Origin of the sequence: Methylovirgula ligni, from assembly GCF_004135935.1 — a bacterium.
GTDB lineage: Bacteria > Pseudomonadota > Alphaproteobacteria > Rhizobiales > Beijerinckiaceae > Methylovirgula > Methylovirgula ligni.
In genome coordinates, this window is the sequence record NZ_CP025086.1 from 2,772,596 (window position 1) to 2,796,587 (window position 23,992).

A 23,992-nucleotide genomic window follows, 5' to 3' on the forward strand; every position below is an offset into this window, starting at 1 on the left:
CCGAAGCCCGGCGCGCAAGGCGCCCCCCAAGGGCCAGCGCATGAGCAGCGTTGGCTCATTCCCGATCCTGCCGCCGGCGTGACAATGGCGGCGACGCTTTGGAGGCCCGATGGCGCCGGGCCATTCCCGCTTGCTGTCATCGCCCATGCATCGTCGCAGGATGCGGCCGCGCGGAACGACGATCCAGCGCCGAAATACCGGCAGCTCGCTTTATGGTTCGTGCGGCACGGCTATGCCGTTGTCCTACCCGTGCGCCCCGGCCAAGCGCCAACCGGCGGGCCTTATCGCGAGGATCAGTTCGGCTGCGTCAATCCGGTCTATATCGAATCGGGCCTGGCGACGGCGGAGGCGCTCGATGCGGCGCTGAGCTATATGTGGGCGCAGTCTTTCGTGCGGAAGGAGGGGGCGGTCATCGTCGGCCAATCCGCCGGAGGTTGGGGAGCCCTGGCGCTCGCCAGCGAGAATCCGCCGGGCGTGCGCGCGATCGTCAATTTCTCTGGTGGCCGTGGCGGCCATGCCGGCAATCGCCCGGGTGTCAACTGCGCGTCGGAGAAGCTGGTCGCGGCTGCGGCGCATTTCGGCGCCAGCGCGCGCGTGCCGAGCCTGTGGCTTTATGCCGGTAACGACAGTTATTTCAGCCCGGCGCTCTCGCGGCAGATGGCCGATGCCTGGCGCGCGGCAGGTGGTAAGGCCGAATATGACCTGCTGCCTCCGCAGCGCGATGAGGGACATTTCTTTGTCGAATATCCGGAGAGTGCCGCTGCATGGAGCACGCAAGTCGAAAGCTTTCTTGCGCGCACCCCGTAAGAAGAGGCGTGCCTCCAAAAAAGCAAAGGACTGGCCTCAGGCCAGTCCTTCACGTTTTTCATCCCGGGCGCTTAGAACTGGTAGTTGACGCCACCCTTGGCCGTGATCGTGTTCCACTGATTGTTGAACTTCACCCCACCATCGACGAAGCCCGACCAGCCGCGGCCGATGGAGACGAGCGTGATACCGCCCTTCGCCTCGCCATAGACATGGCCGATGTTGTCGAAGACGTAGGCGTCGGGGCCTTCGTTCAACAGATCGACGACGTTGCCGTTGTTCAGGAACTCGTCCCACACCCGGCCGAGGACCCAGGCTTCGACCACGTGGCCGCCGAAGACACCCGGCAGCGTCACACCCAGACGGCCGCCGGCCGCGCCGCGGAAGTCTTCGCCATTGCCGAAGTTGACGTTCGCACCCCATTGGCTCAGCGCGTTGAGCGTGTCGATATGGGTCTGCGAATAGGTCAGCGTGCCAATCGGCTCGAAGAAGCCCGGGCCGAAGCCGAAGCGGTAACCGAACTCACCGATACCGCCGACTGTGTCGAGGCCGATCGACGGGCCGGAGTAGGCGCTGTTCAATCCGCCGAGCGACGAGTTGATCTGCAGGTTGAGCAGGTCGGCTTTGGCCAAACCGTCGACGAAGAACCCGCCGCGCAGATAGGTCACCGAACCACCGACCGTGCCGCCCTTATAGACGAATGAGTCGCCGCTATGATTGAAGTTCAAATGCGACTCGAGATAGCCGCCCAGCGGGCCGAAGATCAGCGCATCGCCCGGTGCGAAGATATTGTCGCGCCCGTAGTCGAGGCCACCGATCACGCCATAGGAACTCTGGTGGTAGCTGAGGTCGTAGGTGAGCGGACCGCCGACCGGATAAATCGTGTGTTGATCGGAGCTGTTGGTCCAGCTTCCAATGCCCTTGGCCCAGACATTGAAGCTCGGCGCCGGCGGCACATAGGCCGGGGGCGGGCCCTTGCGGGTCGGCAGATCGGCCCCGGCGCTCGGCACGTTGCCGCCCGCCGCCACCCAGTCGCGGATCTCACTCTGCCGGTCTTCCCACAGCAGCGCCGATTCCTGCCAGAGGTCCTGCGCCGCGGTGATGGCGACCGGGAGTTCCTGGCCGACATAGCCCGGCACGCTATACAGCGCGACGCGCTCGTCCGGGCCCGCCGTCGCGCCGACGATTGATGCCGTCGTCGGGTCGACTGCGGACGTGCCGGTCGGGTCGGTCGCGAGATAATAGGCGAACAGGCCTTTGTTGATGACCGGCGTGCTGCCGATGGTGCCGTTGCCGTCCAGCACCCAATTATCGGGCACCGACGTGCCATCGGCGCTCGTCACCTGCACCAGCGCGATGCCTTGCTGGTTGTAGGCGCCGGGGCCGGTGCCGACATCGTTCACCTCGATCGTCGTCTGGCCTGAAGCCGCGCCGTCAATATAGAGCAGGTCGGCCGTCGAGCCGGGGCCGCCGAGCTGGGCGTCGGCGGCATAGGTGCTGTCGCCGGATGCCGTATAGGTCGCCGGATCGATGACGAGCAGATCGCCGACATGGCCGTCGACCTGGGTGATCAGGCCGCTGTTGTAGAACTGCAGGTTGTCGGCGCCCGCAATCGTCCCGAAGCCATCGTTGAAGATGGTACTATTGGCCTCGTTATCGAACTCTTCGACACCGTTCGGCGCGCTGAGCGTGATCGAATTCAGGCCGATCATGTTGATCCGGCCGCCATTGTAATTGTCGACCGTCGCATCGCCGCTTCCTGCCGCCACTTCGATGGCATTACCGCCGAGGAGGTTGAGGTGCGCGCCATTGTAGTTGTCGATAATGGCGTCCGTGCTGCCGGCGACCAGGCTGCCGCTGACACCGGCCAGGTTCAGGTGCGCGCCGTTGTAATTGTTGATCTCGGTGGCTCCATCCTCGGCGAGCAGAAGATCGCCGGTGAGGCCGTTGAGGCTGAAACGGGCTCCATTGTAATTGTTGATCTCGGCATTGCCAGTATCCGCCACGATGACATTGGCGTTGAGCCCGTTGAGGCTGAAGTGCGCGCCGTTGTAGTTGTTGATCGTCGCGCTCGTGCCGCCGACCACGAAGCTGGCGTTCGCTCCGTTAAGCCTGAAGCGGGCGCCGTCGAAGTTATTGATCGCCGCATCGCCACTGGCGAAGACGACGTTGGCATTGAGCCCGATCAGGTCGATCCGGCCGCGCGTCTCGTTGTTGATCGTCGCATCGCCATCGAGCGCGACCGCCGCGAGCGCATTGGCACCCGTCAGATCGATACGGGCCCCCGTCTCATTGGTGATCGTCGCGTCGCCGCTGAGCGCGACCGCCGCGAGGGCGTTGACCGTCCCATCGCCGTTGATACGCGCACCGGTTTCGTTGGTGATCGTCGCGCCGTCGCCGCCGAGTGCGACCAGCGCGCTGGTGCCTTCCTCGTCGATCGTCGCACCACGCGAGTTGGTAATCGTCGCCTCATCGGCGGCGCCGACGATACTGGTACCGTCGAAGGTCCAGTTGGAGCCGCGATCGTTGGTCAGCGTCGCATTGCCAGTCAGGCTGCCAACATCCACATTGCCGGTGATCGACGACCGGCGGTCGTTGGTGACAGAGACGCTGTCTCCGGCAAGCGCGATGATCGCCTGACCCGCGTCGCCGGTGGTGTTGGTGACCGTCGCGCGGTGATCGTTGACGATCACGACATTGCCATCGGCCGCGACCCCGATGGCGGCGTCGAGCGGATTGTCGCCTTCGCCGGTGATGCTGCCCGTGCCGCTGCCGGCGCTGCCGTCATTACTGACGAGAACATTGTTGACGGCCGTCGCGCTCGGGTCGAAGGCGATGACGCCGACGCCGGGACCGGCGGGAGCGTTCACGATGCCGGTATTGTCGACGACGACGGAGTAGTCTGCGTTTCCGGTGATCGGATCTGTGTATCCGGCGACCGGAGCGGTATTTTCCCCGAGCTTGAATGCGATCACGCCCGCGCCCGTCGAAGCCTCGACATCGCCGGTGGTGCTGTTGGTGATGAGCACGGAGCCGGTGCCGGTGTTGACGCCAAGAAGGCCGATAACCGTGCTATCGACGGTCGCGTTATTCGGCACCGATGCCAGCCCGTTGCCGCTGAGGACAACCGCCGCCAGGCCGATGGCCGGATCGATGGTCGTGCCAGCTGTGGACGTCACCGTCGCGTTGCCGCCTTCCGAAACCGCGAGGCCGCCGAACGTCCCGGCGGTGCCGGCCGTGGTGTTGTCCGTGTAGACATTGCCCTGCAGATTGACGGTCGCGTCGCCGGTGCTGCCGAGCGCCAGGGCGATCGCGCCGCTGCTCCCAAACCCGCCGGCGCCATTGAGATTGGAGTTGATGTTGCCGCCGTTAACGGTGGCGTTGCCGCCGTCGAGCGCGACACTGGCGAATCCGAGGCCGCCAGAGTTGATCGTGTTCTGGCCGTTGTTGGGGTCCAGCGTGTTGTTGATGATGGCATTGCCGGTGCCGGAATTGAAGGCAACGACGCCGACTTCATTGGCGTAGATTGTGGAAGCCGAGTGAGTGCCATCTCCGATATTGACCGTCGCATCTGAAGTGCCGCCCAGAACGACCGCTGCGGCCCCAAGGTCCGGCGACGTTCCGGCGACGGCGCTGCCGATATTCCCGCCATAGACATCGGTCGTCGCCGCGCTGCTTGTCGAAAGGGCGTAGCCGCCGACGGTCAAGGGAAGAACGAAGGCCGTTACGCTGCCCGAAGCGCCGGTGATGGTGACGTTGCCGCCGATCGTAGTGGTCGCGGCGCCTGTGCCGGTATTGATGGCGGCGACTCCGACGCCGGCCGCCGTAACACTGCCATCAGCGGTGACAGCGGCCGTGCCGGTGCCCTCGGCGACGCCGAGGATGCCGGCGCCAAGGATGCCGGTGATCGATTGGGCGCCGACTTCGGACACGCTGCTGCTGGTTTCGGTTGTGATGCTGACATTGCCGTTGCCGGATGCGACGCCGCTGATGCCTACCGGAAGAAGCGCGAAGCTGTCGGCAGTGCCGCCGGTCGCGCCGGTCTGATTGACCTGACCGGAAACATCGAAGGTGACATTGCCATTCTGGGTGGTACCGACGAGGCCCGCGCCCGAGCCGCTGACGTCGCCGGTTGAGCCGATGTTCTCCGTTACGTTACCAGTACCTGTCGCGGTGCCGAGCCAGCCGGTGCCAACGCCAGCGCCCAAGAGAGTCTGCGTGCTGGTGATGGACCCGTCGATCGTATTGTTGGTCGGATCGGAACCGATGCTCGACCCCGCGCCGGCGTGAAGCTCGGCGCCATTGCCGTTGGCCGCCGAGATGGTCGTACCTGTCGCCGTGTCGAAATTAATGTCCGAGCCCGCCTTCGTCGTCGTGATCAGGACGCCGTCGGAATTCGTGGGGAGGATAATCAACGAGGTTGGCCCCCCGCCGTTGATCGTGCCGCCGTTGAGATCGAAGATGACAGGCGAGTTTGCACCGGTGGTCGAAAGCTGTACGCCGTTCGCCCCACCACTTAATGCGGATGAGCCGCCGCCGCTGACGGTGCCGGCATTCTGGTCGTAGATAATCGGCGAAGTGGCGCCGCTGGTCGAGATGGAGAAGCCGTCCGCGCCCGCCGCGCCGGTGATGCTCGGCGCGGGTCCGCCTGTCAGTTGATTGATCTGGGCTTGAATAGAATGATTTGCGCTGCTGCTTGTGAGGTTGGCGCCCGGGGCGCCTCCGGTTCCGGTGGATTGTGTATTCGTAAAGACGAATATCACGCTGCTAGTAGCGGTGTTGGTGTTGTAAGTGATGCCAGAGTTGAAAGGTCCCTGGCCGCAGGCAACTGTGTAATTGGCAGGTGCACCAGCTGGAATGGCAGTGCCGCAATTCGTCGCTGCCAGCGCCTCGCTCGGGAGTAATGCCGCGGCGGCCAAGATCGCGCTGGTCAGCGTCGTGCTGGCGAGCAGGGCGGCGCGGCGGCGGATGTTACGCGGCGTCAGCGCGCCTGAATCAATAGCGGCCTTTGGAGCCTGACGAGCAATCATCGTACTTCCCCCATAAGTTGTATTTCGTGATGCAATGAGATCTAAAAATGCGGTTCTAAGCACAGCCTATAGGAGAAATTTTAGATTCGTAAACTCAGCAGTTGCATCTGTCTGCGGCCACAAAAATCGCACTTAACGGGCGCTTCCGCGCTCGCCATCGCAAGAATTATATCAAATCAGTCAAGATGTTGCCGGAGACATCCGAAGGCCGCTCAGCGCCAAAAAGTGTTTTTGGCTGGGAAACCAGGCGTGTCGGAATTCCCACTCCTGTTGCGCTAATAACACAACTGTGGGTTGTGGTGCGGGGCGAGCCAAGGCGAGAGTGAGTGGACCGCCTGATCATGGAGCCAGGGAATGCGAATTGCTCCCCGGCCGGCTTCGATATCCGGATTACTCACTCCGCCTTGCGCCGAATGCCGACGACGTGCCGGTTCTGTGCCGCCACCGGCGCGCCGCGGTCGAGATCGCACGAGACATGGCGCAGGATCTCCGCGGCCGCGTCACCGATAATGGCGCGTTAGAACGCGGGCAGGTTTATTGCGAAACCGTGAACCCGCACTGCTTCTGTTCCATCCCGATCTGCTTCGTGATGCGGATGGCGTTCTGTGCGTAGGCCTCGGTCACGGAGCCGCTGTTCACGGGCTTGTCTTTCAGCGGACTGACGCCCGCGCAGAGGTGGAAAACATGCGGCGTCTTGGACTTCTTGGCGCCATCCTCCGGCGCGATCCAGTAGACGACGTCCTGACCGGCGGGGTGTGCCGTGTCCTTCGTCGCCGCGGCCACCGTGGCGGAGTCCGTAGCGATGTCCTTCGCCTGGGCGGCGACATCAGGCGAACAGGCTGTGGTCGGCTGCCCCGTCTTAATCTGGGTCGCGCAGGCGTTCATGTCCTGGGTGTACTGCTCGACCGACGGGGGGTGATAGCTGACCCCGATCAGCGTCGCGAGCACGGCCAGCACAACGCCAACGCCCCCGGCGACCTTCTTGGTCTGCGGATCCATGTTCTTGTCGTTCAAGATCAGGAAAAGCAGCGGCAGGAAGGCGATCAGCGTGATGATCGCGCCGAGCTGGTTTTGGAAGAAGAACCTGGCCGGATCGGACGTGCTGGCCGGATCGTGCTTGTTGGCCGCCTTCCACAGCAAGTTGCCGGCGATTGCGAAGACCGCGATCCCGACCAGAAGGCCGATCAGCAGCGGCATGTTCCCATGGTCGAACTTGTGCTGGTAGAACAAGTAGATCGCGGCGATCTCGCCGCCAATGGCAACGATCCAGCAGAGCACGGCGAAAAGGCGGAGGCGCGTCGCGGAGGACTTCTGATCCTGCGTTGCTTGCCAATCCCTGGTAACGTCTGAGGCCCGCTTGTTGGTCATGATCAGGTCTCTCGATATTGACACTTTGGCGAGCGGCGGCAAATCGAAAGGCCACCCCCGGCGCGGCGTCATTGAACGAACGTCTTCATCGCCTGCCTAGGCGACGCGGCGAAATGCGAGTGCCCCGGCAGACCCCCATCCATACTGCGCAGGTATTGATCCGTCCATATCCACGGAGGCGGACGCCGATACGGCGATGGCTCCATTCTCGTCATCTCCGGCTCGACCTTGACGCTGCCTTCTCTCGCCTCCCTGACGATTCGACAGAGGCGGGGGCGGTCACTGGATCGGTCGAAAGCCACATCGGCAGACCTGAACTGCGGCCGGACGGCCTGAGAACCTGGAAGCCGCCAGTCCGCAATCGGCCCCCGCTTAAGCCGGTAGTTTTTGGCGAGGGGATCGTTTTACCTCGAAATTACCCGCTGCCTCTGATAGGTACGACGCGTCGATCCGAAACTTCCCGTTAGTTGGCAAGTGCCGTGCGTAGCGATTCTTCGCTAGGTGCCAAACCGAGAGAGAGACACGCCATGTCCAAAGACCATGACAAAGCCTCACACGGATCCCAGGACGCCCGACGCCATAAGATCGACCATCAAACGCGAGACCAGTGGCTTGATCGGGACAAAGACTTGCAAGCCTTATGGCATGCATCGGCCATGACGCGGGATGATTTTATCCGACACAACGAAGGCATAATCGACAAGGCGATAGCCGACGGCTCGCGCTAGTCGATCATCGCTTGGACACCTATCAAGCTTGATCTATGCCAGTGTTATCCGCAATTTCCGGATCCTCGGAAGTTCTCGCGTCGGGTTCCGTATCAATGACCTTAACCACGACTTTTGGGAATCCCTCTGCGATTTTCCGCGCTTCCTGATCAGCAATTTCGCGCGTATCGAAGCTTTTCTTTGCTTGATTATCGATCGACACGACGTAACGCGCCGTCGCCGGCCGCTTCCAAACTTGGACGTGTTCTCTAGACATATTGAGTTATTCCTCGGTTTTGCGGTCTCCCCTCAATTCAGGGATAGCGATGTGTGACGACGCACGACGTTGCCGCGTTGCCAGTTCCGGCCTTAGTCAGTTCGAATTGATCCGCGGTTCAAGGCACGCGCTTTGCGGCCTTCGGAGAAGGTCATCATAGTCATTGAACTTCGACATTGACCTCTCGCGTGTCGCGGTCGCATTCAGCGTCGCCGTGAAAGGGGGACATAGCCGAGAATCCAGGTCATCACCCAGGTGCCGAGGGCCCAACCCAAAGCCATGAAGAATCCCCATACAAACCAGACGATGATGGAATTAGCCGAGATGACTTCGAACATGCGGTTTCCCCTGGGGTCAGACTTCGCTGTTGTGAACGCTAATGCCGAGGCCAAGTTCCGATGCGGCACATCGCCCGTCAGTAACGGCAATGGCGGTAGCCGTGCCGCCAATAGCAACGATGATGGTGATACCCGAGCCCCAGCGCCCCATTCACGGTGCCGACCCCTGCGCCGATCGCGCCGCCAACGACAGCCCCCACAGGACCCGCGGCGCGGTTGCCTCTATGCGCGCCTTCCTCAGCGCCTCCGACCAAGCCCTGAGCTCGCGCCCCGACAGACAGAGACAAAAGGCCGATCAATCCGACAACGCCGATGAGATTCAATTTCATTATTTTTCCTGGCCATGATTCTGCTCCGCCATCGCGGATGACACCTCATACCACGACGATTGCTATGCACGCGAACTTTTATCTGCTCTTTTAATCTTCACGTGAAAATAAAAGTCCCATCGCGTCTAGTATTTTACACAACAGATACACATGTTCGTGGTTTAGCTAAAGATGAGAAGAAGTTTTCACTGATAGCTGGTGGCGTGCTTGCGCGGTGCCAAGGGGACGTCGCCGCGCACGCGGTGAAAACGGGGAGGGGGTCAGACTCTACGCTCCGGCACTCGTCTGGGATGTCACGCTGACTTCCACCGACATATCCCGAAAGGCGTCGGTCATTCCGACAAAACTGCCGGCCACGGGCACGGCTTGACGAATGTCGCGCGCGACAGCAACGGGGATCAGATTGAAGCCGCCAACACCGCGGTTCGTCGGATCGAAAGTAATCCAGCCAGCACCCGGCACGTAGACTTCCACCCAGGCATGGGTCGAGCCCAGATCGCTCGACCCCTTCATATACTGATCCGGATTGTAGAGATAACCTGAGACGATCCGCGCACCGAAGCCGAGACTGCGCGTGGCCTCGGCAAAAAGAATCGCGAAGTCACGGCAGGAACCCCATCCCCTGTCCAGAGTCTGCAGAGGCGTCTGGGTGCCTTCATCGTCACGGCTCTGATAGGAGATCCACGATGAGATATTGGCATTGAGATCCTTCAGCAGCGAAAGCGTATCGGTTGGATTGCTGCGGACGAATGCCTGCGTCCATTTCTGCAATCGGCCTGTCGGATCGGCATATTGCTGGATCGCCAAGGCGCCGAGGTCGACCCAATCGCTGTCGGAATAGCGGAAGGGGTAGGAAATGGCCGAGGCGGCAATATCAAAGACGGGCCAAGCGATCGTATCGAGTTCTAGGTCCGCAACGCTCTCGATCACGAGCGTGTCGGTCATGGTTTGAAAGCTCGCAGAGGCGACGACATTGCCGAAGACATCCTGCGCCCACGTCATCTTGGCAGCAGGTGTCATTACAATATCGCTCGAAATCAGGCGCAGATCACGGCTTTCGCGTGGACGGAGCATCAATCGGTGCGGGCCGAGGCTTACCTGCCGCCAATAGCGATAAGTGGTTTTATGACGAATTCTGAGCGTAATCAAAGAAGCTCCAATGAGAGCCGGGTATACACTACCCAATAAAGTCGATTGACGGTCGGATGATTGCCGAGGATCAGCAGCCGTGCTGCTCCTTGATTATGGGGAGCGTGAAAAGGTTTGACGACGATAGAGATTATAATTTTAGCACGCCGGATGATGGCGGCAATGATGCGTTTCTCCATATCAGCGCCCGGTCTGAAAGTGGAAGATGCCGCCGCGCCGAATAAAGGAGAGGCTGGACCATGACAAAGGGGTTGGCCGACGAAAGCGCTCCACCTAACGTCAACGGCGGCTTGACGAGCGACGAAGCGCGCCGCCGATTGCAGAAATTCGGCCCGAATGCGATGCCGGATACGAGCCTGCATCCATTGCGCATGGCGATCGAGAAATTCTGGGCGCCGGTCCCGTGGATGCTTGAGGCGGCGATCGTTCTTGAATTGGCGCTCGGCAAATATGTCGAGGCCGCGATCATCGCCCTTCTTCTGGTTTTCAATGCCGCGCTCGGACTGTTCCAGGAGAGCCGCGCCCAGGCGACTCTCGCCGCACTGAAGTCACGGCTGGCGCTGAACGCGTCCGTCCGCCGCGACGGCGCGTGGAAGACCGTGTCCGCCACCGAGCTGGTGCCCGGCGATCTGGTCAAGCTTTCACTCGGCGGCGTGGTCGCAGCGGATGTGAAGCTTACCGGCGGGGAAATCCTCCTCGACCAATCCATGCTCACCGGAGAATCGGTTCCTGTCGAAGCCGCAGCGGGCGTTGAGACCTATGCAGGGGCACTTGTCCGGCGTGGCGAGGCGGAGGCGGAGGTCATCGCGACCGGCGCTCACACCAAATTCGGCCGCACCGCGGAACTTGTCCAGACTGCCCACGTGGTCAGCTCTCAGCAGAAAACAGTCCTGCGCGTCGTGCGCAACCTCGCGGCGTTCAACGGCATCGTCATCTTGATCCTGGTGGCCTATGCGTGGTCCCTCAAGATGCCGATCGCCGAGATCATTCCCCTCGTGCTGACGGCAGTCCTCGCATCGATCCCGGTGGCGCTGCCGGCGACCTTCACCCTCGCTTCGGCGATCGGCGCGCGGGCGTTGGCAAAGCTCAACGTCCTCCCGACCCGCCTTTCCGCAGTGGATGAGGCGGCCACGATGACTGTGTTGTGCGCCGACAAGACAGGTACGCTGACCCAGAATGCGCTGGCGGTCGCCAGTGTTCGCGCAATGCCTGATTTCGATGAGGCGCATGTCCTGACTTTGGCGGCGCTCGCCAGTTCGGACGGCGGCCAGGATCCGGTCGACGAAGCGATCCGCGCCGCCGCTAGGGGCAAAGTGGTTTCCGCCGCACCGACTCTCATCACCTTCACACCGTTCGACCCGGCGACGAAAACGTCCGAGGCGACCGCAACCGATGCGACCGGAGGTCAGCTACGAATCGTGAAGGGGGCGTTTGCCGCCGTCACCGGTCTGGCGCCGCCATCGGCGCCCGCGGCAGCGGCGGCGAAGGAGCTCGAAGATAAGGGCTTCAGGGTGCTGGCGGTGGCTGCCGGACCACGGAGCGCGATGAAGCTCACGGGGCTGATCGCTCTGAGTGACCCGCCACGAGCAGACTCGGCGGCGCTCATCACCGAATTGCGCAATTTGGGTGTTCGCACCGTCATGGTTACGGGTGACGCGCCGGCAACCGCCGCCATAGTAGCGAAGGCGGTGGGACTCGATGGCGCCGTCTGTCCACCCGGGGCCATCCCCGACAGTGTCCGCCCGGAGCAATTTGCCGTCTACGCGGGTGTGCTACCGGAGGATAAGTATAAGCTGGTCAAGGCGTTCCAGAAAGGCGGCCATACGATCGGGATGTGCGGCGATGGCGCCAATGACGCGCCGGCGCTGCGTCAGGCGCAGATGGGGATCGCCGTCTCAACGGCAACAGACGTCGCCAAATCCGCCGCCGGCATGGTGCTGACCCAGCCCGGTCTTTCCGGGATCGTCGCCGCGGTCAGGGAAGGGCGCCTGACCTTCCAGCGCATCCTTAGTTATACGTTGAACTCTATCACCAAGAAGAGCTTTCAGGCGCCCTTCCTGGTGATCGGCCTGATGATGACCGGCCATGCGATCCTCACGCCCCTGTTGATGGTCATCATCATGATCACCGGCGACTTTCTCGGCATGTCGCTGACGGCCGATAATGTGCGGCCGTCGTCCGCCCCAAATGCGTGGTGCATCGGCAACCTCACTATCGCCGGGGTCATCATGGGACTGGGCGAACTGGTTTTTTGTGTATCCGTCCTGGCCTTCGGAGCCTACCGGATGAAGCTCGGTATCGAAGGGCTGCAAACGCTGGCTTTTGTCGTCATCGTGTTCGGTAACCAGGCGACGACTTATACCAACCGCGAGCGCCGACATCTGTGGTCCTCGCGCCCGAGCATCTGGCTGATCCTTTCCTCCGTTTCCGACCTCTTGATCGCCGCGACTTTGGCCATCGGAGGAATCGCGATGGTCGCGTTGCCGGCCCTGACAGTAATTGGTGTTCTTGCCGCTGCCATTGTCTTTGCTGTCGCCTTGGATCTGGTGAAAGTCCCGGTCTTCCGTCGCCTTGGGATTGCCTGAGATCGCGGTTCGCAACGGAAGGGAAGAGTCCGATCGTTCGACGGAGGCCAGTACCATCACCAAAGATCGGGAACCAATCTTGGGCTTATCTAGTTTCTCGAGGCGAACCCGGCGGTTTTCATCCGCTTTCGTCGGTTTCACGGCGGATGGTGATGACGTCTTTGACCGAAGTGACAATCCAAACGACAGAAACCGTGGCCAAGGAATTGCCCGGTCCGACTCGTGACGACGTTCTTCTGCCGTCCGATCTGAATACGGTGTTCCTGGCGATACTGGTTCTGTTTTCGGCACTCACCGCGGCTTATATCGCTGCCGAGGTCATTCTCCCGGTCGTCCTCGCGGTCATGCTAAAGCTCCTGCTTCAGCCTGGAATGAGATTTCTCGGACGCCTGCATATTCCTCGGTCGCTGGCCGCGCTCTTTCTCATCCTCGCGGTGTTTGCCATTATCGCCGGTATCGGCACCGCGGTGTCGAGCGCGGCTAAAAGTTGGGGGGAGCGCCTGCCGGACTCGCTTCCTCGTATCGAGGAAAGACTGCGCTTTGTGAGCGAGCCGATCGAGAAAATGCACCGGCTGCTCGCTAAGGCGGATAATATGGGACAGCCGGCCGCCGGTGGTGGATCAAACCTCGGACTGACTGAGACCTTATTCCGAGGAACCCAGCATTTCGCCAGCGGCTTGTTCGAGACAATTCTCGTCCTGTTTTTTTTGCTTATTTCCGGCGACATGTTTTTGCGACGTCTCGTCGAAATCATGCCCCGCTTCAAGGATAAGCGGCAGGTCGTGGATATTTCGCAGCAGGTGGAAGGCAATATCTCCGCATATCTTCTGACGATCACCTTTATGAACGCCCTGGTGGGCGTGGCAACGGCGGTCGTCATGTGGGGATGCGGCGTAGGCGATCCCGTTCTCTGGGGTGTAGTTGCATTCCTCCTCAACTTCGTGCCGATCATAGGCCCGATCGTTGGGATCGCGCTGTTTCTTTTCGCGGGTCTGTTGGCGATTCCAACTTTATGGCAGGCACTCTTGCCCGCCGGACTCTATTTCGCGATTCACATCCTCGAAGGCGAGACGATAACGCCGTTGCTTCTGGCGCGCCGGTTCACACTCAACCCGGTTCTCGTCGTCATTTCCCTGATTTTCTGGTTTTGGATGTGGGGCGTTCCGGGCGCCATTCTGTCGGTTCCAATGCTCGCGATCACGAAAATCATCTGCGACGAAATCAGGCCGCTCAATTCCATCGGCCATTTCCTGGAAGGCGACGCGACCTAAAACCGGGGCCGCGCCGCGCACTTTTGGAAGAAAGCCGACCGAGCCTGGGTTACACGCTTCCGCCGTGGAACGCACCAACGATCCACAGAACAATGAGCACGACGATGATGAGACCGAGGATGCCGCCCAAGCCTCTTCCGCCATAGCGGTTGTAGCCGTAGTATCCGCCGCCGCCACCGAAGATCAGGATAAGCACTACGATAATCAGAATCGTTCCCATTGCATGCGCCTCTCTTTATTTCGTCTCGCGGTCGCCGCAGCGAACTTTGCGTCGCCGAAACCCGCGCACATAATAAGATTACTAAAAGTACATATCGGTAACGGCCAAGAGAGAGCTTCGTTCCCGGACAGCGGCTGGTTCCCAAAAGATAGAGCTGCCGAAGCCGTGCAAGTCTCGGCGCTGCAGGCGAGGATCTTGATGCTGGTCAGGAGCAGCTTGCCGCGCTCGGAGAAATCGAGCAGGCGGCCGGGCGTCGCGATGAGCCCGCCGTTCACATGTGAAGAATTCTGGCGCGATAAGGGGAATATTTCTTTATGCGAGGTCGATGCCTGCACCAGTAAAGATTATCAGAGAGTGGTCACCTCGACCTCAAAATGCCCGCAGCCTGACGTTCATTTGACCTGAACGATGCGGGCAGGGCCGTTGCGAGACAACACGCTGACGGTCACATCAGCACCATCCCGGCACAAGCGGATATCCGCGCGCGTCTCACCGAGCTGTAAGTTGCGTATCGTCAAGTCATCGAGAAAGTCAGGCAGCCGCGGATCCGTGAAGTGAATTTCATTGCTGTCGTGCCGCAGGCTCAATCCGATACAAGCTGACAGCATCGTGAAGGGGGCTGCCGAGGCCCAAGCTTGCGGTGCGCAGGCGACCGGATAATCCGTCGGGCCGCGTCGGGGTCTGCGTCCAAAGCCGCAGAAAAGCTCGGGCAGGCGCCGTAAATCCTGATTGCTTGCGGCATCGAACATGGCGGAAAAGACCTTGGCGGCTTGCGCCTTCAGGCCGTAGCGGTCGAAGCCGGCCGCTATGAGGGCATTGTCGTGCGGCCAGATCGAACCATTGTGATAAGAAATCGGATTGTAGCGACTCTCGCCTTGGAAAATCGTGCGGATGCCCCAGCCGCTGAAGGCCTCCGGGCTGGTTAGACTATCGGCAACCCGGGCTGCGTAGGCGAGATCGGCGATGCCCGTAAAGAGCGCGTGGCCGGCGTTGGATGATCGTACACGGCACTGTCTCTTGGCGCCGTCCAAAGCCAGGGCATAGGTGCCGATTTCTTCACACCAGAAGGCGTCATGGAACCGCTGCCGCAACGTTTCGGACTGTGCGTCCAGATTTTCCGCCAGGGCTGCGCGGCCGAGCGTTCTTGCCAAAGTGGAAGCTGCACGCTTGGCGGCATAAACATAGCCTTGCACCTCGCAGAGCGCGATCGGGCCCTGCGCCTTCGATCCATCCGCATGAAAGATGGAATCGTCGCTGTCTTTCCAACCTTGGTTAACCAGGCCGGCCTCGCTCTCTCGGAAATATTCGACGAAACCATCCTTGTCCTTATCGCCGGACGTGTCGCACCATAGAAGGGCCGCCTCGATGTTCGGCCAGATCGTCTCGATGGTCGTCCTGTCGCCGGTTCGCTCGAAATAAAGCCCTGCCAGCATGACAAAAAGCGGGGTGGCGTCGACCGTCGTGTAGCAACGACCGAACGGCACTTCCTTGAGATTCGCCATTTCACCGTGACGGACCTCATGCAGAATTTTGCCAGGCTCGGCTCCGGCTTCGAGATCGACATGTCGGGCCTGCGTGCCTGCAAGATAGAGAAGCACACCTTTGGCGATCATCGGATCGATCCAAAGCATCATCATCGCCGTGATAATGCCGTCGCGGCCAAAAATCGTGCTGAACCACGGAATCCCGGCATATGGATACAGGCCGGCTTCGGTCTGGCTGACAAGCGTATAGACGTCGGATGTCGCACGACACGCAATCTCGTTGAAGACAACGTTCGAACTCTCCACGGTGGCGATGTTGCGCGTAAGTGCCTTCAGACTGCGTCTTGCGCCACGATAGGCCGTCAGAAAACGCAGGGGTTCTGACGCCTCGCCGTTCCCGCAGGCGACGCTCACAAGAATTGAGCATTTCTCGCCGGGCTGCAGAGCGAAATCGAATTCTGCTTTCTTGGTGTCGAGGTATTGCGGAGCAGGGGAGAAATCGAGAATCGTATAGCGGTTTATCTTGTCCAAACCCTCATATCGAAGTTCGACGCGCTCATGGCCAACGACGCAAGCGGCGCGCGTTCCTCTTGCCTTCCGGTGCATTCCACGCACTTCGAACAAGTCACGAAAATCCGCGTCAAAGTGGATCGCAATGCGAAATCTTCTTTTTTGATGATCGTAATTAAAAAAGCCGACGCGCTCATAACATCCCGCTTCGAAAAGGAGCTTGGTTCGCTCCATCGCGATCGCGTCGCGTGGGATGAAAATACCGGCGCCGAGGTGGATGTCTGGATTGGTCGAATCCGCGGATAGCGAGGCGTTATCGGCTTCGACGGCAGATCCGAGAAAAAGCGGTCGCCTGCCTTCAAATCTCAGATCGAACTTGGACAGATGCCTTGTATCCCGCAAAAATAGCCCTTCCGGGCCTTCGGGACCGACGCCGATATCGCCGTAGCTGTCGAGCACAGCGAATATATCATTGTGCTTGAGCACCCGCAGAGAGGACTCAACGAGTGACGTCTTCGGTTCGATATAGTAATCGGAGATGGGCTCGAATGAAGTCCCGATATCGTCCTCGCTGGCGAAAACCCGTTCCATGATTGATCTCTCCCCTTTATGGGAGTTGTCTGTGGCCGAAAGTGGATCGGTGGTTTCGCGATAATGTTAAGGCGAAGACGGACATTTGATGGCCCGGGGTTTAATGGCATAGTTCGCCCGATTGTAGAAAAGCTTATTTCTCGCGGCCGCCTCGTTCTGCCGCCTCGCGGGTGGGGCGCTTTTTGTCTGGCTAAAGCGGGGGCTGGCCAGCGAGCAACAGCACTCCCTTAATCTATCAAAGCCTTTTGGATCGTGGAACGTTATCCCAGCAGAGAATGTTGCCGAGCATGACATTCAAGAGACTTGTTCCCGTGATTCTTGTCGTCGAAGACGAGGCTTTGGTTCGCTTCGCGGCAGTTGGCATGCTCGAAGATGCCGGGTTCCGCATGATCGAAGCTGCGAACAGTGACGAAGCGCTCGAATTGCTCGCGGCGGATTCCGACGTCCAGTTACTCTTCACTGACGTAAACACGCCGGGAACGATCAACGGTTTCGCGCTGGCCCGACAGGTGCGAGACCGCTGGCCGCAGATCGGCATCATGATCGCTTCCGGAAAGCAGGTGCCGCAGAATGAAAAGCTACCCGCCGGCTATCGATTTGAGCAGAAGCCATACAGCCCCGCCGCGATCGTCAGGCATGCCCGGGAATTGACGTCGGGCTGGAGAGGCCCCGCTCCTGGGACGCTTCATCTGGCATTTTAGCAAATGTGGCGTGGGTAACCAGTACTGAGGTTCCCTCGCGGCCGCTCACAACGTCAACCCGGGCTTCGAGCTGTTGGGCGAGCGCGTTGACGATGGTGGTGCCCAGGCCGGATTTTGGCTGTGCAAAAACACCAACCGGCGCGCCGACCCCGTTGTCCGCGACCGAGAGCTTCCAATTCGTCCCAGCGATGGCGAATCCAACCGTTATTTGCCGATTAGTTCTGTCGTCGGTGAAGGCGTGCTTGAGTGCATTCAGAATGAGTTCGGTAACGATCAAGCCGAGACTTACGGCCTCGCGTGAGGTCACGGTGCCTGCGTCGCTGATCACCTTCAGCGTCGCCGGGCGGTAATCACCGATCATCGATGTTTTGAGGCTGTCGCAAAGTTGGGTCAGGTAGGGCGCCATTTCAACCGGGCCCGTGGCCCCGGTGGCATGGAGGTGCTTTTGAACCGCAGCCACCGACAAAACGCGTTTGTGGGCGTCCTGCAGTTGAAGTCTGGTTTCCTCCGAGGTCACCATTCGCGACTTCATCAGAATGATGGCGGCGATAATTTGCAAGCTATTGCCGACCCGGTGCTCCAATTCTTCGAGCAGCATATCCTTCTCTTGCAAGAGCGCCTGCTGCTTCCGCAGCAGTTCCTCTCTTTCGCGCTCCAAGGCGCGTCGCGCGGTCACATCTTCGATGCCCAACAGAAGGGTCGTATGGGAATTGCCTTCGTAGAACACCTTGCGGGCATTCAACAGCATCGTACGCTGTCCAAGCTCGGGAAAGTGACGTTCAACTTCGTAGTCGTCCATCACGCCGTGCTCTGGAACGATCCTTTCAAGCAATAATCTGAGTTCGGGAATATCCCATTGCCCGTCTCCCAGCTCGTAAACGAGTTGACCCTGTGTGTTGCCCGAAGCAACCTTGAACGTCCGGTAGAAGGAGCGGCTGGCAGCGAGTACGCGAAGGTCCTTGTCGAGTACGAGAAGAGGCTCACGGACGGTGTCGACGATCGCCTGCGCAAGTGTTCGAGCATCACTGTTTTCGATAAAAGGCTGACTATCGCGCATAAGGACCTCTCGCAGCGTGTCGCAATGTTCGTCGCGACGATACTTGCGCCTCGATCCGAGTGGGCAGTCCCACTCCTCGTCAATGGGCAGCTACAGCGAAGGTTCCATGATCTGCAAATGGTGGCCTCGCGCGAAATCCATGGCTACCTTCAAAACGGAATGGTCAGATTGGCTTTTGCGGAATACCGAAGGTAATTTTCCGAAAGTGTTCAATTCCGAACAGTCTCCGGACTGTTTGCGCAGCAGAGTGAGCCGCCGCGAACGTGCATCTCAGTGCCCCGGCACGGACGCTTCGTCACGGTCTCTCGACACCTCCCTCAAAGTCCGTCGGGAGCAAAGAGGCCGCCAGCGCAGGCGGCCTCTTTCAATTGAAATGATTAGAAACGCATCGCCGAGGAACAGAAACTCGCGCCCGTCACCGATCGTTTCTAAAATCGCGAGCAGGAGAACGTAGATGAAAAATATTCTGAAAGCTGCAAACACTTCTATTTTGGTTGCGGGACTTTTTGCAGGCTCAGCAATGGCGGCGCCAATTCTCGGATCGAATTCCTTCAGCCGCGTCGCTGCGCCTGAACAGAATATCGAGCTGGCGCAGTTTATCTTCGGCGGCCACAATTATTGTTGGTATGATTCCGCTTGGAGTGGTCCGGGCTGGTATTGGTGCGGTTATGCGGGCCGTCGCGGATTAGGCTTCGGAGGTGGCGCGGGCTTCCATGGATGGAGCCGCAGCGGTGGCGGACATCATGGCGGTGGGCATGGGGCGCATGGCGGCGGAATGCATGGCGGTCGTCCCGGCGGCGGTGGTGGACATGTCGGTGGCGGTGGTCATGGAGGCGGCGGACATGGCGGTGGTGGACATGGCGGCGGCGGTCATGGCGGTGGTGGCCACAAATAATATTTGGAAGCGCAAAAGATCAGGCATCAGGCGCTACGGCGTCTGGTGCTTTTCTGTGCGCAGAGAACCTTGGCTTTGAGATAAACGGTCGCAATCTAATCGCTCAGAAAAAGGCTCTTGGCCACGGCAAGAAATTGCCGTGGATCGAGGCTGAGTTCGGAACGAGCGACCAAGCTGACAAAAAGCCCGGCAATCGCGGGCTTTTTCTGTTTCCAACCGATCAGTTTACAGTCGCGGAGTCAGCTGCCGCTTTATCAACGGCAACCACCGCGGGGCGCCTTTTAGCCGGCCGCGAACGGCGATAGTCGACGCTGACAACGCCCGGATTGGGTCTGACTGCGAAGCCGCTGGAGGGCGCACGCCTGGCGGCGGACAATGCGGTTACGGCGAAGGTCGTGGCTGTCTTGGTATTCATCTCTGCCTCCGCAGGGCTAACGCTGGACCCGCGAAGATGTTCCATTCGAACGCCGCCACCGGCCGCACAATGCCACATTTCGGCTCCAACATTGCCCTTTCGTCCCTGTATGTGATCCTCGTCCTCTTTGCCGGATACTTTGGTTCTCTTTTGAGCACACGCCCATGCTTGAAGTTGTATCTGATGCCAATACGCCTCCGCCGCCGGAGTCGACTGCTTTGGACCTGAAAGTACAGCCGGGTGATGCCATCTTCGGGTCTGCACCGCCGAAAGATACTGAGAGAGGTTCAACGCGGAAGGCGAGGCGGCTTTGGCGATATGGCGCGGGTATCTCGACAGTCGCATTGCTATGCGCATTGGCTTGGGCGGCCGGCGCTTATTACTCTCACGGCCATTTGCCAATTGATTTCATGAGCTCCAGCCAAGGCCCTCAAGCGCAGGAAGGCCCAACGCATGACGAGGTCGCGAGCGCGATTCGACAAATGGCCGAAGAAATCCATGCTCTTAAAGCCAGTACCGTCGGCGGGGCGCAGGGCATAGGCCAAGCCAGCCAGGATCATCCGGATTCAGCGCCGACCACATCAGGCGCCACCATCAACGATCTTATCGGTCGGGTAGACAAACTGGAGTCTGAATTTACGACCCGAATTGAAAAAGTCGACGAACAGCTTTCGAGCATTCAACAGCAAATCTCGGCGTCGCACTTAGTTTTAGCGTCGCGAATTCAAGCGTCGCGCAAGCACGTTCACCTACATGATGCGTTCGATCCTTCCAGAGATCCTACCGCCCCGGGGACTCCTCGTCCTCTCGGCGCCGGTGGATATTGACGGCTTCTGTCAGCGCCGCCGGCAACAGTCTATGGCGACGCAGGGGCACATTCGCGCTGACATTCGTGTTCACGGCAACGCTCACAAAGCCGTAGTGAAATCGACGGGTGCTATCGAGGCGCGGTTGCATCAGTGGCTCGTGATGCTGGACTGGGCTTAGGCGCGGAACAATCAGCGCACCGAGACATTGGACCTATGCGGCCGACGCTTGGCCCCCCTTCGTCGACCGCGATAGCGCCCCGTTTGGCTGATCTGCCAGCGGGGCGTTTTTGTGCGCGGCGATGCGATCGAGCGCGACGATGCAAGAGCATCGAACCGCCGTCTCTGGACGGACGTTCATGTCGATTGCAAATTTGTGGCTAGCATGGCGTAAGGCAGCGGGGTCAGCGGAGCGTTAGAGACTTTTAGGCCCCACGGACATGAGGCCGCGTCGATTCAAACCAACGCCGCACCTCATTGCCGGCGCCGTCGAATATGAGAAAGCCATCTGGGGGAGTCAGGGGATGTTTCCGTTTAAGAGCGGGCAGCCTCTCCAAGCACGACGAAACCACCATATCGAGGTCTTCCAGGGCGATGTTTTCCATCTCCACCGGCTGGGTTTCGCGCCGATGGGTTACCCATTTTACCGCAAACATAAGTTCACCGTGGTGTTCTCCTCGTCATGTCTTCGGCTTTTCAAGCGCGCCGGACTGACGGATAAGCTCTGCTAATTGCCGAGACAGCGATTTTCCATAGATTTGGATTTGATCGAGCCCCTCACCGGCGAGTATTTTTCTGATTTGTGCGATATCGCGAGCCCGGCCAGAACGAGCTATCTCAAAAGCCCGCTCAATAGCGGATACGGGTTTCACGGAAGACATCTGTCTCACTGGACTGGAGGATTAGCGAACACCAATTGCCGCGCTGCCGTAAAGTTCCGGCGTCGTCGCGCGGGCAAAGCGCGAAGGCGCAGACTCGGCGACCTCAGGCGGCCGGCCTGCTGCGCCGCAGGGCAGTATCCGCGCCGATATTCATATTCACGGCGCCGCCAAAAAGGCGATCGTCAAATCGACGGGTGCTATTGAGCCGCAACTGCACAGGTGGCCGAGATGCATGATTCTGCGCATTAAGTATAATCATAGAGGTCGGTGTGCGGCGACCCTAATTTACGCCGCTGTCTGTGCGAGGCGTCACATATTCTTCCGCGTGTTGAAATACTCTACACCAAAACGAATACTCGCTCGGAGAGAAAGACTTTTGATGAAAACGCGCTTTATCGGCTTGGCTATGTCCACCGCGATCGCTCTGATCAGTATTCAAGCACAAGCATGCACCCGGTTCATTTATGAAACCGGCACGCACAATTATATCGTCGGACGGTCGATGGATTGGGCTGAAAATCCGGGCACCGATCTTTGGGCGTTCCCCAGAGGTCTCAGCCGCGATGGCGGTGCGGGTACCGGCTCTATCAAATGGACGGCGAAATACGGCTCGGTAATCGCCTCGTTTTATAATATCGCCACGGTCGATGGAATGAACGAGGCGGGCCTGGTGGCAAATGCGCTCTATCTCGTCGAGGCCGACTATGGCGATGCGAAGGCTTCGGGAAAGCCTCTGATCTCCGTTGGCGCCTGGACTCAATATGTGCTCGACAATTATTCCACGGTGGCAGAAGCCGTTGACGCGCTGAGCAAGGATCCATTCGCTGTTGTGGCCCCCGATCTGCCCAATGGCAGGAAGGCTGGTGGTCACCTTTCTCTCGCAGATGCATCCGGCGACAGTGCAATTTTTGAATATCTTGGCGGCAAGCTCATCATCCACCATAACCACAAGTACACGGTGATGACGAACTCGCCGACCTTTGATCAGCAACTCGCAATCGACGCCTATTGGAAGGGCATCAACGGTCTAAACTTCCAGCCCGGCACGATCAGCTCCGCCGATCGGTTCGTCCGCATGAATTGGAGCTTGAACGCGGCTCCGAAGGAAAAAGACCCGCGGCTTGCGGTGGCAACGGCCTTCTCGTTGATCCGCGCTATCTCGGTTCCGCTCGGGCTATCAGACCCCAACAAACCCAACATCGCTGCAACGATCTGGCGGACTGTCTCGGACACCGGTGCCAGGCGCTATTATTTCGAATCGTCCTATAGTCCAACGATCTTTTGGGTGGACCTTGCGAAGCTGAATCTCGCGGCTGGCGCAGCGCCTTCCAAGCTCGATCTTAAAGGCGACCCAATTCTTTGGGGCGAGGTGTCGAATAAGTTTGTCCGGGCGGAGCCCTTCAAGTTTTTGGCCCACTAGACTTCAGAGAAGGCCCGACTCAATATCCGCCGATCTATCGGCCAGTCACGCAATGCCGACTCACGCATGGACTGAATCGACTAATCTAGCGCGACGGACACGTCGAAAGGACTGACTACGGGCGCGGATTGCGGAGCACTGCGCAAGCGCCGCCAACAGCTTCCAGTCGAGCGCAAAATCGGTTCGCCTCCTGGCGCGAATCCGTCACGATACGTACCGCAAAACTCGCCACCCGCACTCCGGGCAGATGGGTGCGAAAAATGTAGGGCTTGGTCTCTCCGATGACCGACGGATAATGACGCCGAATTCGCTCGAAGCTTGCGAGCAAAAGACCCAGATGCCAGTTGCCGGCCAATTGAATGCCCCAAGGCTTCCACTCCGGATTTTCCAGCGGTGATTCAAATGACGCCGACGCTGGCCGAGTGTTCATCTTCAGATTTGCGACCACATCGCCGCAAGAGCGATCGTCGGACAAATTCGGAATTGGTTTCGTCATCCATTCTGTAAGGGTATGACCTGTGACGGCCAGAACATAGTCGACGGTTTCTGAAGGCAATTCATCTTGTCCCCTCAGCCAACGCGCCAAGCGGCCCGGCCCGGCGTTGTAAGCGGCAGCGGCGAGCCCCAGGTTGCCAAAGCTTTGCAGCAGCTCATGAAGATAGCTCGCCGACTCGCGCAGCGCCTCGGTCGGCTCAAATGGATTCAGTAATCCACGCGAAGAGGCCGTGCCCGGCATAAACTGAGCGACCCCTTGCGCGCCGGCCGGGCTGATCGCATCGGAGTCAAAACGACTTTCTTTCCAGATCAGATGGATAAAAAATCCGACTGGCAAACCGTTCTTTCGAGCCTCCTGCTCTATGACAGGGCAGAAGTCGCCCGCAGCAGCGTACGCGCGCCCAGCAAGCGCGAACGCCAAAGTCAAAAAAATCGCGCGGACGATTGCGGTCAGATTATCCCTCCAACGATCTCCTTTGATGAGAAGCCGAAAGGCCAGCGAGGTTTATATCCCGGCGTTCCCCGGCGCAGGCGGCGATTGTGTGACTTTTGCTTTCCGCGATGCGCCGCCGCTCATCATATGTCGCGACGAGGGAATGAAACGGCTCGATCCCGCCGATGGGACGCTACTTAAATTCGCGGCTTCGGATTCACAGGCC

20 protein-coding genes are annotated in these 23,992 nt (G+C 59.6%); 7 read left to right on the forward strand and 13 right to left on the reverse strand.

Annotation, left to right across the window (positions count from 1 at the left end; translation table 11 throughout):
- Positions 1 to 84: 84 nt before the first annotated feature.
- Positions 85 to 807 (forward strand): dienelactone hydrolase family protein, encoded by a 723-nt coding sequence (locus CWB41_RS13310; protein ID WP_245441052.1) that lies wholly within the window; start codon positions 85 to 87, stop codon positions 805 to 807.
- 71 nt (positions 808 to 878) lie between these two features.
- Here the strand turns inward: CWB41_RS13310 and CWB41_RS13315 are convergent, their stop codons facing one another.
- The 7 genes from CWB41_RS13315 to CWB41_RS16410 form a co-directional block, all read right to left on the reverse strand.
- On the reverse strand, positions 879 to 5,834 hold the full coding sequence (locus CWB41_RS13315) for a beta strand repeat-containing protein (protein WP_129396495.1): 4,956 nt from the start codon (positions 5,832 to 5,834) through the stop codon (positions 879 to 881).
- 534 nt (positions 5,835 to 6,368) lie between these two features.
- Positions 6,369 to 7,202, reverse strand: a complete 834-nt coding sequence (locus CWB41_RS13320; protein ID WP_245411339.1) for a hypothetical protein — start codon at positions 7,200 to 7,202, stop codon at positions 6,369 to 6,371.
- Positions 7,203 to 7,952: 750 nt separating this feature from the next.
- Positions 7,953 to 8,186, reverse strand: a complete 234-nt coding sequence (locus CWB41_RS13325) for a hypothetical protein (protein ID WP_115837455.1) — start codon at positions 8,184 to 8,186, stop codon at positions 7,953 to 7,955.
- Between the two features lie 203 nt (positions 8,187 to 8,389).
- Positions 8,390 to 8,524: a hypothetical protein gene (locus CWB41_RS16485; protein WP_281024157.1), complete on the reverse strand. Its 135-nt coding sequence runs from the start codon at positions 8,522 to 8,524 to the stop codon at positions 8,390 to 8,392.
- Between the two features lie 77 nt (positions 8,525 to 8,601).
- On the reverse strand, positions 8,602 to 8,853 hold the full coding sequence (locus tag CWB41_RS13330) for a hypothetical protein (protein WP_115837454.1): 252 nt from the start codon (positions 8,851 to 8,853) through the stop codon (positions 8,602 to 8,604).
- A 267-nt stretch (positions 8,854 to 9,120) separates the two neighbouring features.
- A complete protein-coding gene (locus CWB41_RS13335) occupies positions 9,121 to 10,002 on the reverse strand; it encodes a transglutaminase family protein (protein ID WP_115837453.1) in 882 nt (293 codons plus the stop codon).
- Entirely contained in the window at positions 9,999 to 10,364 is a 366-nt protein-coding gene (locus CWB41_RS16410; protein ID WP_245411354.1) for a hypothetical protein, read from the reverse strand. Before CWB41_RS16410 ends, CWB41_RS13335 begins: the two co-directional genes overlap by 4 nt.
- On the opposite strand from CWB41_RS16410, the gene CWB41_RS13345 reads away from it, so the two are divergent.
- The gene (locus CWB41_RS13345; protein WP_245441095.1) at positions 10,293 to 12,587 is read left to right on the forward strand and encodes an HAD-IC family P-type ATPase; all 2,295 of its coding nucleotides are present in this window, start codon (positions 10,293 to 10,295) and stop codon (positions 12,585 to 12,587) included. The two genes, CWB41_RS16410 and CWB41_RS13345, sit on opposite strands and share 72 nt — an antisense overlap.
- Positions 12,588 to 12,739: 152 nt before the next feature.
- Complete coding sequence (locus CWB41_RS13350; protein WP_115837608.1) at positions 12,740 to 13,858, forward strand: AI-2E family transporter; 1,119 nt, start codon at positions 12,740 to 12,742, stop codon at positions 13,856 to 13,858.
- Positions 13,859 to 13,907: 49 nt separating this feature from the next.
- On the opposite strand, the gene CWB41_RS13355 is transcribed toward CWB41_RS13350, so the two are convergent.
- Complete coding sequence (locus tag CWB41_RS13355; RefSeq protein WP_115837451.1) at positions 13,908 to 14,078, reverse strand: DUF3309 family protein; 171 nt, start codon at positions 14,076 to 14,078, stop codon at positions 13,908 to 13,910.
- Between the two features lie 392 nt (positions 14,079 to 14,470).
- Positions 14,471 to 16,663, reverse strand: coding sequence for an amylo-alpha-1,6-glucosidase (locus CWB41_RS13365; RefSeq protein ID WP_115837449.1), 2,193 nt, complete (start codon positions 16,661 to 16,663; stop codon positions 14,471 to 14,473).
- A gap of 311 nt (positions 16,664 to 16,974) precedes the next feature.
- Between CWB41_RS13365 and CWB41_RS13370 the strand changes: the two genes are divergently transcribed.
- The gene (locus CWB41_RS13370) at positions 16,975 to 17,364 is read left to right on the forward strand and encodes a response regulator (RefSeq protein ID WP_245411338.1); all 390 of its coding nucleotides are present in this window, start codon (positions 16,975 to 16,977) and stop codon (positions 17,362 to 17,364) included.
- Here CWB41_RS13370 and CWB41_RS13375 read toward each other — a convergent pair.
- Together CWB41_RS13375 and CWB41_RS13380 are read right to left on the reverse strand one after the other, a co-directional pair.
- A complete protein-coding gene (locus CWB41_RS13375) occupies positions 17,294 to 18,421 on the reverse strand; it encodes a sensor histidine kinase (RefSeq protein WP_115837448.1) in 1,128 nt (375 codons plus the stop codon). The two genes, CWB41_RS13370 and CWB41_RS13375, sit on opposite strands and share 71 nt — an antisense overlap.
- Before the next feature lie 270 nt (positions 18,422 to 18,691).
- Entirely contained in the window at positions 18,692 to 19,036 is a 345-nt protein-coding gene (locus CWB41_RS13380) for a hypothetical protein (RefSeq protein ID WP_115837447.1), read from the reverse strand.
- A 116-nt stretch (positions 19,037 to 19,152) separates the two neighbouring features.
- On the opposite strand from CWB41_RS13380, the gene CWB41_RS16220 reads away from it, so the two are divergent.
- Positions 19,153 to 19,395, forward strand: a complete 243-nt coding sequence (locus CWB41_RS16220; protein WP_165203866.1) for a hypothetical protein — start codon at positions 19,153 to 19,155, stop codon at positions 19,393 to 19,395.
- A 500-nt stretch (positions 19,396 to 19,895) separates the two neighbouring features.
- Positions 19,896 to 20,558: a hypothetical protein gene (locus CWB41_RS13385; protein WP_129396497.1), complete on the forward strand. Its 663-nt coding sequence runs from the start codon at positions 19,896 to 19,898 to the stop codon at positions 20,556 to 20,558.
- A 659-nt stretch (positions 20,559 to 21,217) separates the two neighbouring features.
- Here CWB41_RS13385 and CWB41_RS13390 read toward each other — a convergent pair.
- Positions 21,218 to 21,409, reverse strand: coding sequence for a hypothetical protein (locus tag CWB41_RS13390; RefSeq protein WP_425373903.1), 192 nt, complete (start codon positions 21,407 to 21,409; stop codon positions 21,218 to 21,220).
- A 388-nt stretch (positions 21,410 to 21,797) separates the two neighbouring features.
- On the opposite strand from CWB41_RS13390, the gene CWB41_RS13395 reads away from it, so the two are divergent.
- Positions 21,798 to 22,838, forward strand: coding sequence for a linear amide C-N hydrolase (locus CWB41_RS13395; RefSeq protein WP_115837442.1), 1,041 nt, complete (start codon positions 21,798 to 21,800; stop codon positions 22,836 to 22,838).
- A gap of 115 nt (positions 22,839 to 22,953) precedes the next feature.
- Here the strand turns inward: CWB41_RS13395 and CWB41_RS13400 are convergent, their stop codons facing one another.
- On the reverse strand, positions 22,954 to 23,760 hold the full coding sequence (locus tag CWB41_RS13400) for a lytic transglycosylase domain-containing protein (RefSeq protein ID WP_165204350.1): 807 nt from the start codon (positions 23,758 to 23,760) through the stop codon (positions 22,954 to 22,956).
- Positions 23,761 to 23,992: the final 232 nt, after the last annotated feature.

Coding starts and splice junctions, on each gene's coding strand:
- CWB41_RS13310 (WP_245441052.1), top strand. CDS start 85: ATGGCGGCGACGCTTTGGAGGCCCGATGGCGCCGGGCCATTCCCGCTT.
- CWB41_RS13315 (WP_129396495.1), bottom strand. CDS start 5,834: ATGATTGCTCGTCAGGCTCCAAAGGCCGCTATTGATTCAGGCGCGCTG.
- CWB41_RS13320 (WP_245411339.1), bottom strand. CDS start 7,202: ATGACCAACAAGCGGGCCTCAGACGTTACCAGGGATTGGCAAGCAACG.
- CWB41_RS13325 (WP_115837455.1), bottom strand. CDS start 8,186: ATGTCTAGAGAACACGTCCAAGTTTGGAAGCGGCCGGCGACGGCGCGT.
- CWB41_RS16485 (WP_281024157.1), bottom strand. CDS start 8,524: ATGTTCGAAGTCATCTCGGCTAATTCCATCATCGTCTGGTTTGTATGG.
- CWB41_RS13330 (WP_115837454.1), bottom strand. CDS start 8,853: ATGAAATTGAATCTCATCGGCGTTGTCGGATTGATCGGCCTTTTGTCT.
- CWB41_RS16410 (WP_245411354.1), bottom strand. CDS start 10,364: ATGCAGGCTCGTATCCGGCATCGCATTCGGGCCGAATTTCTGCAATCG.
- CWB41_RS13350 (WP_115837608.1), top strand. CDS start 12,740: ATGACGTCTTTGACCGAAGTGACAATCCAAACGACAGAAACCGTGGCC.
- CWB41_RS13355 (WP_115837451.1), bottom strand. CDS start 14,078: ATGGGAACGATTCTGATTATCGTAGTGCTTATCCTGATCTTCGGTGGC.
- CWB41_RS13365 (WP_115837449.1), bottom strand. CDS start 16,663: ATGGAACGGGTTTTCGCCAGCGAGGACGATATCGGGACTTCATTCGAG.
- CWB41_RS13375 (WP_115837448.1), bottom strand. CDS start 18,421: ATGCGCGATAGTCAGCCTTTTATCGAAAACAGTGATGCTCGAACACTT.
- CWB41_RS13385 (WP_129396497.1), top strand. CDS start 19,896: ATGCTTGAAGTTGTATCTGATGCCAATACGCCTCCGCCGCCGGAGTCG.
- CWB41_RS13395 (WP_115837442.1), top strand. CDS start 21,798: ATGAAAACGCGCTTTATCGGCTTGGCTATGTCCACCGCGATCGCTCTG.